This is a genomic window from Paenibacillus sepulcri, from assembly GCF_042647105.1.
Taxonomy (GTDB): domain Bacteria; phylum Bacillota; class Bacilli; order Paenibacillales; family Paenibacillaceae; genus Paenibacillus_Z; species Paenibacillus_Z sepulcri.
In genome coordinates this window covers 754168-770985 of record NZ_JBHRUP010000001.1, presented here as the reverse complement: position 1 = coordinate 770985, position 16818 = coordinate 754168, and the positions used below count along the sequence as shown (strand labels likewise).

The 16818-nt window shown below is 52.0% G+C and carries 14 protein-coding genes; 10 read left to right on the top strand and 4 right to left on the bottom strand.

All coding sequences use genetic code 11. The annotated features are described in order from the left end of the window. Nucleotides 1-4 precede the first annotated feature (4 nt). The 4 genes from ACFOLF_RS03395 to ACFOLF_RS03380 all read left to right on the top strand — a co-directional run bounded on the left by ACFOLF_RS03395 (nt 5) and on the right by ACFOLF_RS03380 (nt 4298). Entirely contained in the window at nt 5-331 is a 327-nt protein-coding gene (locus ACFOLF_RS03395; protein ID WP_210040003.1) for a YnfA family protein, read from the top strand. A 154-nt stretch (nt 332-485) separates the two neighbouring features. Then, the gene (locus ACFOLF_RS03390; protein WP_210039817.1) at nt 486-1193 is read left to right on the top strand and encodes a futalosine hydrolase; all 708 of its coding nucleotides are present in this window, start codon (nt 486-488) and stop codon (nt 1191-1193) included. Then, complete coding sequence (locus ACFOLF_RS03385; RefSeq protein WP_210039818.1) at nt 1190-2029, top strand: 1,4-dihydroxy-6-naphthoate synthase; 840 nt, start codon at nt 1190-1192, stop codon at nt 2027-2029. The genes ACFOLF_RS03390 and ACFOLF_RS03385 overlap by 4 nt, the downstream gene beginning before the upstream one ends. Nucleotides 2030-2255: 226 nt before the next feature. Further along, on the top strand, nt 2256-4298 hold the full coding sequence (locus ACFOLF_RS03380) for a penicillin-binding transpeptidase domain-containing protein (protein WP_379113310.1): 2043 nt from the start codon (nt 2256-2258) through the stop codon (nt 4296-4298). A gap of 33 nt (nt 4299-4331) precedes the next feature. On the opposite strand, the gene ACFOLF_RS03375 is transcribed toward ACFOLF_RS03380, so the two are convergent. Next, nucleotides 4332-5051 carry an FHA domain-containing protein gene (locus ACFOLF_RS03375; protein ID WP_210039820.1) on the bottom strand — a complete coding sequence of 240 codons (720 nt, stop codon included), beginning with the start codon at nt 5049-5051 and terminating at the stop codon, nt 4332-4334. Nucleotides 5052-5213: 162 nt separating this feature from the next. Between ACFOLF_RS03375 and ACFOLF_RS03370 the strand changes: the two genes are divergently transcribed. Together ACFOLF_RS03370 and ACFOLF_RS03365 are read left to right on the top strand one after the other, a co-directional pair. Further along, nucleotides 5214-5621 carry an Rrf2 family transcriptional regulator gene (locus ACFOLF_RS03370; RefSeq protein WP_210039821.1) on the top strand — a complete coding sequence of 136 codons (408 nt, stop codon included), beginning with the start codon at nt 5214-5216 and terminating at the stop codon, nt 5619-5621. A 198-nt stretch (nt 5622-5819) separates the two neighbouring features. After that, the gene (locus ACFOLF_RS03365) at nt 5820-7022 is read left to right on the top strand and encodes a hypothetical protein (RefSeq protein WP_210039822.1); all 1203 of its coding nucleotides are present in this window, start codon (nt 5820-5822) and stop codon (nt 7020-7022) included. A 189-nt stretch (nt 7023-7211) separates the two neighbouring features. Here the strand turns inward: ACFOLF_RS03365 and ACFOLF_RS03360 are convergent, their stop codons facing one another. Continuing rightward, nucleotides 7212-8204: a GntR family transcriptional regulator gene (locus ACFOLF_RS03360; protein WP_210039823.1), complete on the bottom strand. Its 993-nt coding sequence runs from the start codon at nt 8202-8204 to the stop codon at nt 7212-7214. A 225-nt stretch (nt 8205-8429) separates the two neighbouring features. On the opposite strand from ACFOLF_RS03360, the gene ACFOLF_RS03355 reads away from it, so the two are divergent. Continuing rightward, complete coding sequence (locus tag ACFOLF_RS03355; RefSeq protein WP_210039824.1) at nt 8430-9425, top strand: type I glyceraldehyde-3-phosphate dehydrogenase; 996 nt, start codon at nt 8430-8432, stop codon at nt 9423-9425. 293 nt (nt 9426-9718) lie between these two features. Next, nucleotides 9719-10306, top strand: coding sequence for a hypothetical protein (locus ACFOLF_RS03350; protein WP_210039825.1), 588 nt, complete (start codon nt 9719-9721; stop codon nt 10304-10306). 613 nt (nt 10307-10919) lie between these two features. Here the strand turns inward: ACFOLF_RS03350 and ACFOLF_RS03345 are convergent. Together ACFOLF_RS03345 and ACFOLF_RS03340 are read right to left on the bottom strand one after the other, a co-directional pair. Next, a complete protein-coding gene (locus tag ACFOLF_RS03345; protein ID WP_210039826.1) occupies nt 10920-11858 on the bottom strand; it encodes a hypothetical protein in 939 nt (312 codons plus the stop codon). A gap of 212 nt (nt 11859-12070) precedes the next feature. After that, the gene (locus tag ACFOLF_RS03340) at nt 12071-13579 is read right to left on the bottom strand and encodes a UDP-N-acetylmuramoyl-L-alanyl-D-glutamate--2,6-diaminopimelate ligase (protein ID WP_210039827.1); all 1509 of its coding nucleotides are present in this window, start codon (nt 13577-13579) and stop codon (nt 12071-12073) included. 474 nt (nt 13580-14053) lie between these two features. Here ACFOLF_RS03340 and ACFOLF_RS03335 point away from each other — a divergent pair, with 474 nt between their 5' ends. Continuing rightward, entirely contained in the window at nt 14054-14959 is a 906-nt protein-coding gene (locus ACFOLF_RS03335) for an NAD(P)/FAD-dependent oxidoreductase (RefSeq protein WP_210039828.1), read from the top strand. Between the two features lie 44 nt (nt 14960-15003). After that, nucleotides 15004-16776 carry a glutamine--tRNA ligase/YqeY domain fusion protein gene (locus ACFOLF_RS03330; protein ID WP_379113312.1) on the top strand — a complete coding sequence of 591 codons (1773 nt, stop codon included), beginning with the start codon at nt 15004-15006 and terminating at the stop codon, nt 16774-16776. The last annotated feature ends 42 nt before the right edge of the window (nt 16777-16818 follow it).

Below are 16818 nucleotides of genomic sequence, written 5' to 3'. Positions count from 1 at the left end.
CGCGATCGGCATGGCAATCGGTTTATTCGTTCTGGCGGGTCTGGCCGAAATCGGAGGCGGGTACCTCGTATGGCTGTGGCTGCGTGAATCCAGGCCTCTATGGTTTGGCATTGTCGGGGGATTGATTCTCCTCGTATACGGCATTATCCCGACATTGCAGCAGTTCCCCAGCTTTGGCCGCGTATATGCCGCATATGGCGGCGTATTTGTGGTGCTGGCGGTGCTTTGGGGATGGGCAGTCGATAAGAAAACGCCCGATCTGTATGATTGGGTCGGAGCGCTTATTTGCCTCGTTGGCGTTTCGGTCATTTTATGGGCGCCGCGGAGCTGACACAGGATTTTCACGCCTGCTGTTGGGTGATCCTATCGCGCCTGGCGGCTTGGCAGTCGGCTGATCTGCGGCAACGCTGCATGGGATTGACAGCGTCTTTTATTGGTATAGGCTTCGGAAATCGTGTAAAATTCCTAATGGAGGGATTTAGACGATGACAGAGAAACAGGATATGGAAAACAGTCAGAAACCGCCCGCACAGACAAGCCAAGGCTTGCGCGTGCTTATTGTAACATCTGTGAACGCGGAGAGAGATGCCGTACTGCGGGGACTCGGCGGTACAGGAGCAGAACGGTTCGAAGTTCTTGTTGGCGGAGTCGGCGTGGCCGCTGCGGCAGCCAGCACGGCAGGCGCCCTGGCATTATCCCGTTATGATTTAATTATTTGCGCAGGCATTGCCGGAGGCTTCAAGGATAAGGCGGAGATCGGCACGATTGTCATGGCCAGCGAGATTATCGCAGCCGACCTGGGGGCCGAGACGCCGGATGGCTTCCTCAGCGTGGACGAGCTTGGCTTCGGCAGCTCGCGGTTTCAGGTGAATTCCGGCCATTTGGCTGCCTTGACGGAAGCAATCCGCGCGGCGGGTGTCAGCGTTCAGACCGGTCCGGTGCTGACCTTATCCACCGTTACCGGGACAGCGGAGACAGCCGCTTTGCTGGCCGAGCGTGTACCCGGTGCCGCAGCTGAGGCCATGGAAGGCTATGGCATTGCAGCTGCCGCATATCAGCATGGCGTACCGGTGCTGGAAATCCGGGCAATCTCCAATATTGTCGGCCCCCGCGACCGTGACGCCTGGCGGATCGGGGACGCGCTCAAAGCGCTGGAAGCTGCAAGCTCAATTTTAACGGAGGTGTTACAATGAATATTGCTTTTTCACCATGTCCCAATGATACCTTTGTTTTTCATGCATGGGAGCACGGCCTCCTGCCGGATGCGCCTGAGTTGAATGTAACCTATGCGGATATTGACATAACCAATAATCTTGCTGCCAAGGTCAGCGGGCCCGAGGTCATGAAGGTATCCTATGCAGCTCTGCCGTGGCTGCTGTCCGACTATGCGCTGCTGCCCTGCGGAGGAGCGCTCGGCAGAGGCTGCGGGCCGCTGGTTCTTACCGCTGGCGGTGATGGCAGCGCGAGTGATCCGGCATCGCTGAGCGGCAAGCGCGTAGCTGTGCCCAGCGAGCGATCAACGGCCTATCTCCTGTTCCGCCTATGGGCAGCCCAGAATATTCCGGGGGGCGTCGGCGAGATTGTCGTCATGCCTTTCCATGAAATTATGCCCGCTGTGCGGGATGGCTTGATCGATGCCGGTCTGGTCATACACGAAGCCCGCTTTACGTATCCCTCCTATGGCCTCACTCTGCAAACCGATCTTGGCAGCTGGTGGGAAGCGGATACGGGGCTGCCGATCCCGCTCGGCGCTATCATTGCCCGGCGTTCAATGGATCTGAATGCCATCGCCGGCTGGATTCGCGCCTCTGTCGAATATGCCTGGGCGCATCCCGATGCTTCGCAGGAATATGTGCTTGAGCATGCACAGGAGATGTCTCCCGAGGTTGCCCAGGCGCATATCGACTTGTATGTGAATGAATTTACGGCCAATCTTGGCGAGGATGGATATGCGGCCGTTACGGCTTTGCTCGGCAGAGCGGCAAAGGAAGGACTGGTTCCGGAAATCGATCCGGCGCTGCTGCGCTAGCAGAGGAAGCCATTGTTTCAACATATAAGAAAGGTTGAAAATGGCTATACTTTGCAACTATTTCATGAGGAAAACAGGCGGATTCATCGTCTGTTTTTTGTTTTTTCTGCATTTGTCTGCCATTATCATGAAATTATGATGCTTTCTCTATTGTACGGATTTCCCGCAGCAGGCTATGATTAGAGAGGATGGGTTATTTAGACATAATAGAGAGAGGGAGAGAAGCTTGAAAAAAGGGTTGCTTTATTTGACAGGCGCGGTGGTTGTACTCTTCGTGCTTCTCACGGGCTGCGACAAGGAAGAAGCGGAGAAGCCTTCGGATGTGTTTCAGGCTTACTTGACGGACTGGCAGCAGCAGAATTTTGCAGGCATGTATACGAAATTGACGCCGGCAGCCAAAACCGCCATCACAGAGACGGATTTCGCCGAGCGCTACAGCAAGATATATGAGGGCATTTCAGCCAGTCAGCTGACGGTTACGGGCGCGGTTCCTCCTGAGGAGGACAAACCAGGCGAAGAAGTTACGGAGATCAGCTACACGTATAATGTCAAAATGGAAACGGCGGCAGGTCCCGTGACATTCAGCCATGCTGCAAAGCTGCTCAAGTCCGTCATCGATAAAGAAACGAAGTGGCTCATTGCGTGGGAACCGTCGCTTATTTTTCCGCAAATGGAGGAGGGCGATAAAGTTCGTGTGCTGACCTCGGAAGGTCAGCGCGGAGAGATTTATGACAGGTCCGAGAATGGACTGGCTGTCAATGCCGAGCTTCCGCAAATCGGCATCGTACCCGGGAAATTAGGCGACAACCCCGAAGGGGCCAAAGCCAGTCTGGCTGAGAAGCTTGATATAACGGTGGACGATATAAACAAGAAGCTCAGCGCAGCATGGGTCAAGGATAATCTTTTCGTCCCGATTGCCGTTGTTCCGCAAGAATCGCTGCAGCCGTATCTGGACATCCCCGGGGTGGATTATCAGAAGAAGACGGTGCGCGCCTATCCGTATGGAGCCGCCGCCGCCCATCTGACGGGTTATATTGCCGAAATCAGCGCCGAGCAGCTGGAGCAGAATAAGGACCAAGGCTATAAAACGGGCGACCTCATCGGAAAGTCGGGATTGGAGCAGGTGTTCGAGAAGCGGCTTAAGGGGAAGGACGGCAAGCGGATTATTATCGCCGATGAAGCGGGCAAGGAAAAAGCCGTTCTTGCACAGATTGAAGCCGCAGCCGGCGAGACGATCCGCCTGACCATAGACGGAGAGCTGCAGCAGACAGTCTATGATGAGCTCAAATCCGATACGGGCTCCGCAGCGGCGATCGATCCGCAGACCGGAGACGTGCTGGCGCTTGTGAGCAGTCCGTCCTATGATCCCAACGCCTTCCAGCGGGGAATTCTGGGCAAGCAGTACCAGCAGTGGAATGATGATCCGGATAAGCCTTTTCTGAACCGCTTCGCGCAGGGCTACGCGCCGGGTTCGGCCTTTAAAGTCATAACGGCCGCCATTGGTCTGGATACCAAGAAGCTTGATCCGGCGGAGAAGAAGAATATTTCCGGTCTGACCTGGAGCGCCGATTCCTCGTGGGGGAATTATTATGTGAAACGGGTGCATGATGTGAACCCGGTCAATCTTCAGGACGCCCTGGTATATTCGGATAATATTTATTTTGCCCAGACGGCGCTTGGCATCGGCCGGGATGCCTTTACGGAGGAGACGGCCAAATACGGTGTGGGCGAAGCCATCCCGGTTCCCTATCCTCTGAAGAAATCGCAGCTGGCCAACGACGGCATTCAAAATGACATTCAACTGGCGGATACAGGATATGGACAAGGGGAGCTGACGATGACCTCCCTGCAGGTGGCGCTGATGTTCTCCGCTCTCGTCAATGACGGGAATATGATCTACCCGCTATTGTCGGAGGATGACGGGGCAGGCAGTGCCAAATACTGGAAGGAACACGTCATGTCGCCTGAAACGGCAGCGCTTCTGAAGAGCGATCTGGTCAAAGCAGTGAGCACTGCCGGCGGTGCCGGCCACGGCGCCTATATCCCTGGGGCTTCCATCGCGGGCAAGACGGGAACGGCAGAATTGAAGCAGAGCAAAGGCGGAGAGGGCAGCGAGAACGGCTGGTTTGCCGGTTTTAATGCCGATAATCCGAATTTGCTGCTGGCGATGATGATCGAAGATGTGAAGGAACGCGGGGGGAGCGGCTACACGACTCCGAAGGTGAAGCATATTTTCTTAAAAACGCTCCAGCTCCAGAATAACGGGTAGGCCGCGTGGGGGCTGCGATCGATTCGCAGCTCCTTATTTTGTTTGAAGGCGGGGTGGAACGACGGGCGTTTGCTGCGGCGGAACAACATGGAGGATATACCCTTTTCCCCGTATACTTTCAATTGCGAAGGTGTCGTTGCTTTTTTTGCGGATGCGGTAGAGCAGCGAATTCAATTCTTCCGGCGACACTTGCGAAGCCGCATCATCGGTCATACGCTCGGGCCAGACGCAGCGGATAATCTCGTCCTTGCCGACGAATTGATGCTCTTTGCGGACAAGCAGCTCCAGACAATTATATTCTTTTTCCGAAAAACGATAATCCTGATCATGCAGCCGGATCGTCTGTCTGATGGGATCAAACATGAAATCGCTGCGCAGGCTGCGGTTCTCCGAGCTTAGAAGGGTAAAGTCCAGCGTCTCCTCAAGATTTACCGGGGAGAACGTGAGAACGACCATGCCTTTGGCAAAGGAGATATTGTCGGACGGCTCTAGCGGCACAGGCTGAAACGGGATCAGCGAGTTCCCGTTCAAGTCGGTTCCGTGCTTGCTGTCCAGATCCATGATAAAGGTTTGATTATGTTCGGAATAGATTGACGCTTGCTTCCGGGAAACAAAGGCATTCTCGAAAGCCATGTCGGGCTCCCACTGCTCTCCTTTTCTTCCGAGGATCGTCTGAGAGGGATGGCAGGGCAGAATCGTTCCGCATTCATAGGGGTAACCGCGTTCAACAACCAGGCATGAGGGCAAACTCACAGGCAAAACCTCCAGTACAGACCATAGATAACTCTTATTTTATCATGAATTCTCCGAATATTCCTCTTATCCAAAGAATGGAAGGACTGGGACGTTTCATTGACTTGAACAATCAACAAGGTTAATATAAATCCATCAAATCTAGCATTGGAGCCCGGTGATATGAAATATTCCAAAGCAACGAATTATGCACTGCACACGATGCTTCATCTGGTCGCATCTACTGCCGAGAATCCGGTTGGCGTTCAGCAGCTGGCCGAGATTCAGCAGGTATCGCAAACCTATCTTTCCAAAATATTGACCAAGCTCGTCAAAGCGGGCATGATTGAATCGGCTTCCGGGGCAGGCGGGGGCTACAAGCTGATCCGGAGGAAAGAGGACATTTCCTTCCTGGACGTGATCCATGCCATAGAAGGAACGGCTTCATTGTTTCATTGCGGATTGGAGCATAACAGCGAAGAGTGCCTGATCCAGGGTGTCATGGTGGAGGCCGAGCAAACGATGGAGCAGGTATTGCGGGAGCGCAAGCTGATTTCGCTTGTTGATAAAGTACAGGTTGTCCGGAAGTAGGCATTGCTGTAATGAGATATGGAAGGGCCACTCCCCAACCCGGGATTGTGGTCTTTTTGCTGTTGCATCCGGAAGAATTCAAGTTGAATAAAATGGAAACCGTTTTGCCCATTCCTTCTTTTTTTCTGCCGCGAAACCCTGTAAACTCATAATGGATGGGCAAGCACCCATTGAACCTGACGCTTAAGGACGGGTGTTATGATGTCAAACGGACTGCTGATTTATCAATTTTTCTGTTTCGGAATTATTTTCTGGCTAGGCTTATATATGCTCAATCGAATACCGGGTCAGCCGCGCCTGTCTGTCATCGGCGCTGCTCTTGCTGCCTTCGCGGTCTCCTTGAATTCATCTATCTTAATGAGGTTTTCCACGGGAGGAATAACCAAAACTATTCTTTCCGCAATCGATCATATTTCGGCTGTGGTCACTCTCATACTGCTTCTTTTGTCTATTGTTTTTGTGGTTTCGGCTTATCTGAGAAAACAGCTCACAGCCGTAAAGGGCTTGGCCGGACTGCTGCTTCTGCTCTATATATTCGCTGGTGTGTATAATGGACTCGTTGACGCTGACATGACCAACAGCGGCCTTTGGCTGGGAAATGGATTGGCGCTGCTGCTGCTCGGAGCCGCAGCGGTTTCAATGGAAATCAAGCGGCAGGGCGAGGCCTGGCTGCCTGATTTCTTCCGTTCGCTCGACTATTCCGCCTTCTACGCGCTGCTCTTCTCCGGTATGGTCGTGCTGGCGATTGTATGGGGTACAGGCAGCGACATCACGCTGCTGGGGTTATTATCGGGTGTTATCGCACTGTCGGTAGGGCTGCAGGTGTTCTCGCACCAGCTGCGCACCCTGCTCGATAATGTGGCATATGCGACATTTCCCGCTCTCCGGGAAGAGAGTGCCGAGCTGCGGATGGTGGACCGCGCTGCGCCCCGTGTGGACGAGGAAGCGGTTCCGGAGCAGCTGGACGATGAAGCATTGTTCCGCTTTACCCGCAGCGCCCTGAAAAGCTTCGGCGATCTGGAGCGTCTGGCATCCAATCCTTTGACGCGGCTTAAGCTGATTGATCAGCGGATGCATAGCCAAAGCGGACAGGGCGAGGTCATTGAACGCGCCATAGAATTGAAGGCCGTATTGACCGAATCGATAGAGCAGCTGAAGCCCCGCCAGAATGAGCCATTCGGCACTACGGATGAGTGGAGGTACTACAATGCCTTATATTTTCCTTACCTTGCGGGACTGAAGCCATATAACCGCAAATTCTCCGAAGAGCTCCTGGACGCCACATTGCTCGAAGCTCTGGAGTGGTTCCGGGCTTACGTGCCCGAGCGAACCTTATACAACTGGCAAAATGCAGGCGCCCGCCTCATCGCCTTAAGATTGAAAGAAAAGATGGCAGGCTAGAATTGCCGGGAATTTATTTGTCCTGCTGATGCATGTAAGGGACAGAGAATCCGGGCGGCTAAAAGCTGTTGAAGCCTTTACCAGGGTGGGACCAAATTGACGCAGCCAGGCTGCGCAAAAAAAGCTTCGCCCTCGAATGGGAGCGAAGCTTTTTCTGCTAATTGATTCTTGAAATCAAATCTCAGTATGTTAAGGATTAACGCCTGCTGCATGCTTCGAATGATCAGTCCCAACGAGTTCCCGCAGCAGATTTTCGCTGCTTTGTTCCAGGCGCATGGGAAAGAGCTCAACCTTGTCCGGCGCCATTTTCTTCAATTCCGGAAATACGGCCTCGGAAGCGTAAATTTTGGCCGACCGGTCCAACGCCTCCGACAGATGTTCACTATCCAGGAGACCGAATGCTGCAGACTTGATTCCGGTAATGCCGGCATCGTTAACGCGCCGCGCCATCCATTCTCCGCCCTTTTTACCAAGACAGACAAACGATACCTCCATATCCGGCTGCAGCCTGGAAATTTCCAGGAGGACGGAAGGCTCGGCTGTGGCGCCGATCACATGCACTTTCTTATCGAAAGGCGCAAGTACGGCTTTGACCTCCTCCGCCTGGTTCAAGGTTGTAACAATAATATCGGCTTGACCGGCCTCTTCGATTGCGTTTAATCCACCGGACAACAAATCCTCCAGGAAAACCATTTGGACTTCGCGGCCGGTAGCTTTCTCGATTTCTCTCCGGTAGAAGGTGTAGGCATGTCCCTTGCATTCCACAAACAGGATCCGCGCAACCGATGGCTGTTCGTTCTGCAGCAGGCTGTAGGCAAGCCCGGCTACGAACAAATCGTGCAGCTTGATGCCTTCAGCCTGCGCTTCCTTGATCGCGCGCTCGAGCAGCTGCCGCATCGGCGCGCGCTCCTTTCGCAGCTGCTCCGTTTCCGCACCGTCCAGCACCTGCGTCCCCTTGCCTTTTTGCATGGAGACAAGACCTTCGTCACGCAGCTGGGTATAGACCCAATTGACCGTATTCCGATTAAGACCCAGTGTCGCAGCCAACTGGCTGGCGGCAGGCAGCATATCTCCCGTTTCTATTTGCCCGGTGCCGATCAGCCATTTGAGCTGTTCCTTGATTTGCGTATTCACACTGAACGTCAAGCGGTGATCGACCTGTAGGCATATCTTGTTTCTCATTCTATATAACCCCCAAATACCTAGTTAACTATTTATATTATACATCTATATTTCCTAATATCTATAATAACTATTGGTTTTGTGCGTTGACAAGGAAATAAATTATGCGGTATAACTAGATTGCTGGTTATTTAGCGAGAGAGGGAATTTGAAGACAAGCTAAACGAATTCCCAGGTTTCGGGTAGGAAGCTGCAAACCATATTGAATACAGGGAGGAATTAAACATGGGTAAAATCGCGGTATTTGGATTTGGCCGGATAGGCAGACAATTATTAAGGGTGGCGCTGCAGGAAGAACTATTTGTTCCGGTATCGGTTTCCGATATCAAGGACGAAGGGACACTCGCAGCGTTATTCGAGGTCGATACCAACTACAAACGTTGGCACGAGTCCGTTTCCGGAAGTGAAGGTCAGCTGGTTATCGGCGGAAGAGAGATCCAGTACATCAACTCATCCAAGGAAGTGCCGGATTGGAAGGCCTTGGATGTGGATCTTGTTATCGACTGTTCCGGCCGCGCCGTTACCCGTGCTGTTGCTCAGATTCATCTGGACAGGGGGGCCAAGCGGGTGCTCGTAAGCGGGCCAAGCAAAAGTCTTGACGATTGCGATGCTGTTCTGCTTAAGGGCATCAACCTGGATACATTTGATCCGGAAAAACATAAAATCATCAGCATGGCGAGCTGTACGACAAATGCATTGGCGCCTGTTGTTAAAATCATTAAAGAAAATTTCGGCATTAAATATGGACTTTTCTCAACGGTCCATTCCTATACGAACACCCAATCGCTGACGGATCAGCCGATGAAGGACCGCCGGGATTCCTGGGCAGCAGCGGAAAACATCATTCCTTCCTCCTCGGGAGCGGCGAAAGCTCTGAAATTTATCTGGCCCGATCTGCAAATTACGGGCAAGGCCTACCGGGTGCCGACCCGTACCGGAAGCATTGCCGAATTGAATCTTGTGGCGGAGAAGTCCTGTACCGTTGAGCAAATTAACGATATCTTCAGAAGCGCTGCTTCAGAGGGGGTATTGAAGGGAGTCATCGATGTTTTGGAGGGCGAATGGGCTTCTTCCCGAATTGTAGGAGACTCGCATTCCTCCATTATTGATCTTCCGCTGACGCAGGTTCAGGGAGAGATTCTATCCATTGCCACCTGGTACGACAACGAATGGGGCTTTGCCTCGCGGCTGGCTGAAGTCGCTGCCTTTCTGGCCCGCTAACCCAATTCTTCAAAAGATGCCGGAATGAACCCGTGGCCGCATAGATAGCACTAAAAAAACAGGAATCTACCTCGATCCGGAGGAAGGGTTCCTGTTTTTTTTCTGCGGGTCGGCATATCGATATAAGATGCCGATGATTCGATCATCTTTGAAAAAGAATATAGCTTATTCTTTTCAATTGACTTATCCCAAGTACAGGATGGAACCGCTGAAAAAGCGAATATAAAGATTATATATTACGAAAAAGAAGTGACGTTTAAACGGATACTAAAATGGAACCTGGAGGAATTAATATGAACAAATGGTTCACTCTTATCCCGATGCTATTACTGATTTCTGCATGCACGAACAATCAAGATATGCCAGTTCTGAATGACGTTACGACAACCATTCAGGAGGAAACATCAATAGCTGAAAATGCGGGCAAAGAAAAGCTTTTCGAGTTAAAGTCATACAACTGGGAGGAGAAAATTATGATCGGTTGGGGCGGTCAGGAATTTACGGCAGTATACAGCGAGCATCCTTATGTCCCCTTGGGCTTATATGTTCCCGAGCAAATGGAAACATATGAATTCGAAGACGGCAGGGGGTGGGGCTATAGTAAAGAAGGCGAGAGTGAAGCAAAGAGCTTCATTTCCACCCTGGATTATGGCTATATCAATTTGAATGAGTTAACTCTCGAAAATGAGGAACTAATAAAATACGATGAGTATATCGGTTCAGAAGATTTAGATGCGCGAGTAGAAGATTTTTTTCTTGTGGAGCATGCCGGACAAAAGTATGTTGTGCGCTTTTCTTATTTCAAGGATGAAAAAGAGAAGGCAATACCGATGTTCCTGGCAGCAGCAAAAACATTAAGAATTGCAGGTGTACCGCAGTAATGCAAAAGGGATGAGAAAGCCACCCCAAGCATTGTCTGTAACTCCTATATTATTAGGGGACAAAGTCCACCAGGCGGCTTGGGAGCTCCGCATGGAAGTGTGTCCCGAAAGGGACGAAAACGATCCATGCAGGGAGCGTCAACCAAGTGTTTCTCTGCAACGCCAACGTTATTCAAATTCCGGGTGTCCAGAGGGCCGGCGGCCCTTTGGGGTCCCTCCTATGGAGGGATTTAGGGAGGAGCTGTACGCAGTCCACCAGGCGGCTTGGGAGCTCCGCATGGAAGTGTGTCCTGAAAGGGACGAAAACGATCCATGCAGGGAGCGTCAACCAAGCGTTTCTCTGCAACGCCAACGTTATTCAAATTCCGGGTGTCCAGAGGGCCGGCGGCCCTTTGGGGTCCCTCCTATGGAGGGATTTAGGGAGGAGCTGTACGCAGTCCACCAGGCGGCTTGGGAGCTCCGCATGGAAGTGTGTCCCGAAAGGGACGAAAACGATCCATGCAGGGAGCGTCAACCAAGTGTTTCTCTGCAACGCCAACGTTATTCAAATTCCGGGTGTCCAGAGGGCCGGCGGCCCTTTGGGGTCCCTCCTATGGAGGGATTTAGGGAGGAGCTACACATTTTTACGGAATTTCTCAACCTCTGACGTCAGCTTATAGTCATGATCCGCCACGACATCCATGAATTTCTTCAGCAGCGTCAAATACTCGCTGGAAGCCGGATCGTTCCACTTCAGAACATTGGTATAACCGATCTTTGCATTTGCCTGCATTTTTTTGTTTTCATATTCAAACAGCGGCGTGTTGTTGGAACCGAAGAACGTAAGCGTCTTATATTCAGCAAATAAATTTTTGATTTGCGCGGTCCGGTTGGAGTTTGGATACTGCTTCACGAATCGTTCTGCCGCAAGAGCGCGGTTGACGAGCTCCTGATAGCCGATCCTGAGGGCGGCATCCTTCAATTTTGCTTTCTCCGATTCAACGGTCATGATATCGACATATGCCCGGATATCCGCATTAATCCCTTTGGTGAAGGGCTGCAGAGCTTTGTAGCTGACCACGGGGAAGAACATGCCTTCTGCCGTCTCCAGCTTGTAGCCGCTCGCGTTGGCTTCCTTCAGCAGTGCTTTCAGCTTGTTGTCTTTGGTCCGATTGAGGACATTGGTCAGGCTGTCTCCGATTTTGTACACTTTGCCGATAGCGGCTTGAATGGATTCCGGATAAAATTTCTTCTCAATAACCGGCAGCTCTTTCTTGATCCCGTTCTCCAGGAACAGCACCATCAAGGAAGCCTGATAGGGAGACACTTCATCGATATGCTCGCTCAAATAAGTAAAGGCTTGGGGCAGCTGCCCTGACTTCTTCAGCATGGCCTGGAAAGTATTGAATACCTTGGTTGCTGTACCTGTATTCAGAGCTGAAGCTTGCGCGGCCAGCTTCTGGGGAGCAATGGATGAGTTCTGCAGCGGTGCTGCTCCGGCTTGAGTGGACAAGGTCAGTGCTGCGAGCGCGGCTAAAGTGAGAACCTTCGTGCTTTTAGAAAAAGTAGTCATAAGTGTAATCCTCCATCATTCTAGTTTTTCGGGCTAGATATAGATTACCCGAACAATGTTTCAGTGGAATCACAACTTGTTTCCGACTTGCAAACCTTTGCGGTTATGCCGCTGCTTCCGCCGGGCAAAAAAGTGGACGACCGATAAAAATGTCCATTGCATCAATGACATCCTATGACATCCTTCCGGGTCTCATTCATCTGCATGCCGTTTCACCCGAAAATTTCATTCGAGGTCCCTGCCATTCTGGCTTCGCGTTTGGCTGCCATGAATTGGCTCACGATCTCTCGTTCGTTAAAAGGCAGTTCCGTGCTGCCCAGAATCTGCGTCGTTTCATGGCCTTTGCCGGCGATCAGTACAACATCGCCTTTCCGGCATTCCCGGAGAGCGAATAGAATCGCTTCCTTGCGGTCAACGAACGAGCGGTATTCGCCTCCGGCCTGCCGGATTCCATTGACGATCTCTTGTATGATGCGCTGCCGATTCTGGTTTTTGGGATTATCCGACGTGACAACGGACAAGTCGGAATAGGTCGCCGCAATCTTGCCCATGGCGTACCGCTTGCGTTGCCCATGCACGCCTTCGGCGCCGTATACCCCGAACACAAGAATGATTCTGGAGCGTACGAATGGCCGAATCGTCTTAAGCGCCTTCTCCAGTCCGTCCTCGGTATGGGCAAAATCGACGATTACCTTGTTGTCATCATCCTGATAAACGGTTTCCAGTCTGCCGCGGACGCCTTTTAAGCTGTCAATGCCGGCTTGAATGTCATCAAGGCCAATGCCGCAGCCGATGGCGCAGGCAATCGCCGCAAGCGCGTTATAGATATAAATAATGCCGGGCAGGTGTACCCGCACCGGTATGGATCCAGCGGGTGTATGGGCAGTGAAGGATACCGCATTCTCAAAATACCGGATATCGGCAGCATAGACGTCGCAGTCATTGCGGATACCGTAAGTAATCAGTTTTACCGGCCGCACTTTCAGCTTGCCGATCAGCAATTGGCCGTATGGATCATCGGCGTTGATAATATTGGCGCAGCTGGTTCTTTCGAACAATTGGGATTTTACCCTGAAATATTCATCCATGGTCTGGTGAAACTCCAGATGATCGGGTGTCAAATTGGAAAATATGCCGACCTTGAAGCGGGAGTGGGCGGTACGCCCCAGACTGAGCGCATGGGAGGATACCTCCATTACGCAATCGTCAATCCCGGCTTCCCGCATTTTCGCAAACAACTGCTGAAGATGAAGCGATTCGGGTGTCGTGTTTCTGCTTTTGACCGCCATGCCGTTAATCAGCGCACCCATGCTGCCGATCAGACCCACGGAGCGGCCAGCCTGCTCCAGAATGGATTGTATGAAATAGGTGATGGAGGTTTTGCCATTCGTGCCGGTAACGCCGATCAGATTAATCTGTTTGGTCGGGTCATCATAGAAGGCGGCCGACAGATGCGCAAGCGCATAACGTGAATCGGCAACCTGCAAGACTGTGATTGGAGCGTCCACGTCCAGCTCCTTCTCTACAATAACGGCAACCGCTCCCCGTTCAATGGCATTGCCGATATACCGGTGACCGTCGGTCTCGAATCCGGATATCGCCACGAAGACGCTTCCCGCTGTCACGTTCCGGGAGTCGAATGCAATGGCGTTGACTTCAATCTCGAGATCTCCTTGCACCTTGACGAATTCAAGACCGGTAACAATGGACGACAACCACATCGTTTTGCCCCCTTTCAATGGAGTATCTTACTGGTTCAATCATGGCAATCAGTTAAAACCGTCCCGTATCGGCGTCTCACTGATCCCGATCACGGTGAAGCTCTTTCACATAATATGTCCGGGAAATACGGCGCCAATGTCATGCAGCTCGAGCATGCTTTTGCATGGCAGTAAAGTCGGCACCGGAGGCAGCGGCGGACTGCCCTATGGTTCACGTTCAGTCCATCTGATTAAAAGAGTTATAGTGTGGAAATCCAAGCAATCCGATTGTCTTCATTGCCGAGGCATTATCATTCAAGATTAGCCCGACAATGTTTCTGCGCCAATACGGATTGTTTCCAAATTGCAAATTTTTGCATGATTTGATCAAAAAACTGATTTAAATTCAACCCAGGGTTAATGGATTGTTGCTGAGGAATAATAAAAGAAATGGAATTTTCGGGCATGCGACATATCAGGCAAAAGGAGGACAACATGATTAGGAGTCCATATGAATGCATCATTATTGGCGGGGGAATTGCCGGTTTGCAGGCAGCAATCCAGTTAGGCAGGTATCAGCATCGGGTCCTGCTGCTGGATGGGGGCAAAGGCCGATCCACCATATGCCGCCGTTATCATAATCTTATGGGTTGGCCGGAAGGAATCAGCGGGGAAGCGCTCCTCCGATCGGGGAGGGCCCAGGCGGAAAAGCTTGGCATCGAGCTGGCGAAAGACACAGTGGTGATGACACAAATCCGGAATGGCGGGTTCAGGGTCGATACAACAGCAGGAGCCGTGTATGAAGCGAAAAGACTGCTGCTGGCGACGGGAGTTTCGGACCGGCTGCCTGCCGATCTGGATCTGAAGCCCTGTATCGGCACCAGCCTCTATATTTGCCCGGACTGCGATGGCTATGAAATCAGAGGCAAGCGCACGCTGGTGCTCGGCTCGGGCAATGCCGGCGCATCGATGGCCCTGGTGCTGCGTTATTGGACAGAGGAGATCATATATATCAACCATGAGCGGCAGGAGCTGGATGCAGGCATGCACGAGCAGCTCAAGCAAAAGGGAATTGCATATATGGAAGAAGCGGTCGCAGCAGTGGATCATACGGACGGTAAAATGGCGGGTGTGAGGCTTTCGGACGGAGCTTGCATTGAAGCGGATTGCGGGTTCATCGCTTTTGGAAGAAATAAGGTTCAATCCGATTTGGCTGAGCAGCTCGGCGTCAAGCTGATGGACAACCGTCATATTATCGTGGACGCCCGCACGAAAATGACGAGCGTAAGCCATGTATGGGCGGCTGGCGATGTGACGGTGCATTCCGAACAAGCGGCGATTGCCATGGGGGATGGCGCGCAGGCTGCTATTTGGATACATAAGAGCCTGATCGGGTCTTGAAAATCGATCATATTGATCATTCCCCGGTTTAAAGGTATATTTAAATGAAACTTATTTTGCAAGCAATAGTCGCCAATTTGTACAACGAAAGGTTGATCGATGTGGAGAATGCGAAAACTCCCCCCAATTTTATTAAAAATATCATGACTGAGGATCTGGGAAGCGGCAAGACGAAGCAAGTGGTTACGCGTTTTCCACCCGAGCCGAATGGATATTTGCATATTGGACATGCCCGGGCAATCTGGATTAACTTCAGCCTGGCGGACGAGTTTGGCGGCAGGACCCATCTGCGCTTCGATGACACCAACCCGTTAAAAGAAGATGTCGAATATGTAAATTCCATTAAGGAAGATGTAAAATGGCTTGGCTATGACTGGGAAAGCCTGTTCTTCGCTTCCGATTATTTCGAGGAAATATACAATCGGGCCGAGAAGCTGATCGGGAAGGGCAAGGCATATGTCGATGATCTCAGCGCTGCGGAAATTCGTGAAATGCGCGGCACTCTGACTGAACCGGGCAAGAACAGCCCCTACCGGGACCGCAGCGTTCAGGAGAATCTGGAGCTATTCCGGAAAATGCGCAGCGGGGAATTGAAGGATGGGGAAAAGGTGCTGCGCGCCAAAATCGACATGGCTTCGCCGAATATCAATTTGCGCGACCCTGTCATTTACCGCATTGCTCATGCTTCCCATCACAACACAGGGGATAAATGGTGCATTTATCCCATGTACACCTTTGCCCATCCGCTTGAGGATGCCATTGAGGGCGTGACGCATTCGCTCTGTTCGCTGGAGTTTGAGGATCAGCGTCCGTTCTACGACTGGGTTGTCGCGGAATGCGAGATGGCGGCCACACCGCGCCAATACGAATTCGGACGGCTCAATCTGGCCCAGACTGTGACCAGCAAGCGCAAGCTGAAGCTGCTTGTCGACGAGAAGCATGTGGACGGCTGGGATGACCCGCGCATGCCGACGATATCGGGCCTAAGACGCCGCGGCTTCACGCCTGAGGCGATCCGCAATTTCATCTATGAGACCGGGATATCCAGAAGCCAGGGCCTTGTGGAGCTGCAGATGCTGGAGCATTTTGTCCGGGAGGACCTCAAGCTGAAGGCCCCAAGAACAATGGCTGTCGTTCAACCGCTCAAGGTGGTCATCACCAATTACCCCGAAGGCAAGGTAGAGTGGCTGGAAGCGGAAAATAACAGCGAGAATCCGGAAATGGGCAATCGCCAAATTCCGTTCTCGCGGGAAATCTATATTGAGCAGGACGATTTTATGGAAAATCCGCCTAACAAATATTTCCGCCTGTTCCCGGGTAACGAGGTACGGCTCAAGAATGCTTACTTTATCAAGTGCAATGAGATGATCAAGGATGCGGACGGCAAGGTCATCGAGATTCACTGCACGTATGACCCGGAGACCAAGAGCGGCAGCGGATTTACCGGCCGCAAGGTGAAGGGCACGATTCACTGGGTGGAAGCGAGCCAGGCGGTTGAGGCGGAATTCAGACTGTACGAGCCGCTGATCAGCGCGGAAGCGCCCGAGGATGAGCTGCTTGGCGAAGAGGATGGATTGGATGCGGCAGCGGTTGAGAAGCCGGCCAAGACGTTCCTTGATCAACTCAATCCGAATTCGCTGACCATCAAGCGGGGGTTTGTCGAAGCGGAGATGAAGGAAGCCAAGCCGCAGGACAAATTCCAGTTTTTCCGTCATGGTTATTTTAACGTGGATACAAAATACTCGAAGCCGGGAGCGCCGGTGTTCAATCAAGTGGTTTCTCTGAAAAGCTCGTTCCAGCTGCCGGCTGCCGAGTAGCCAAACTTCACGGTGCCGTCCGCGTCCGCAAGCTATCAGCTG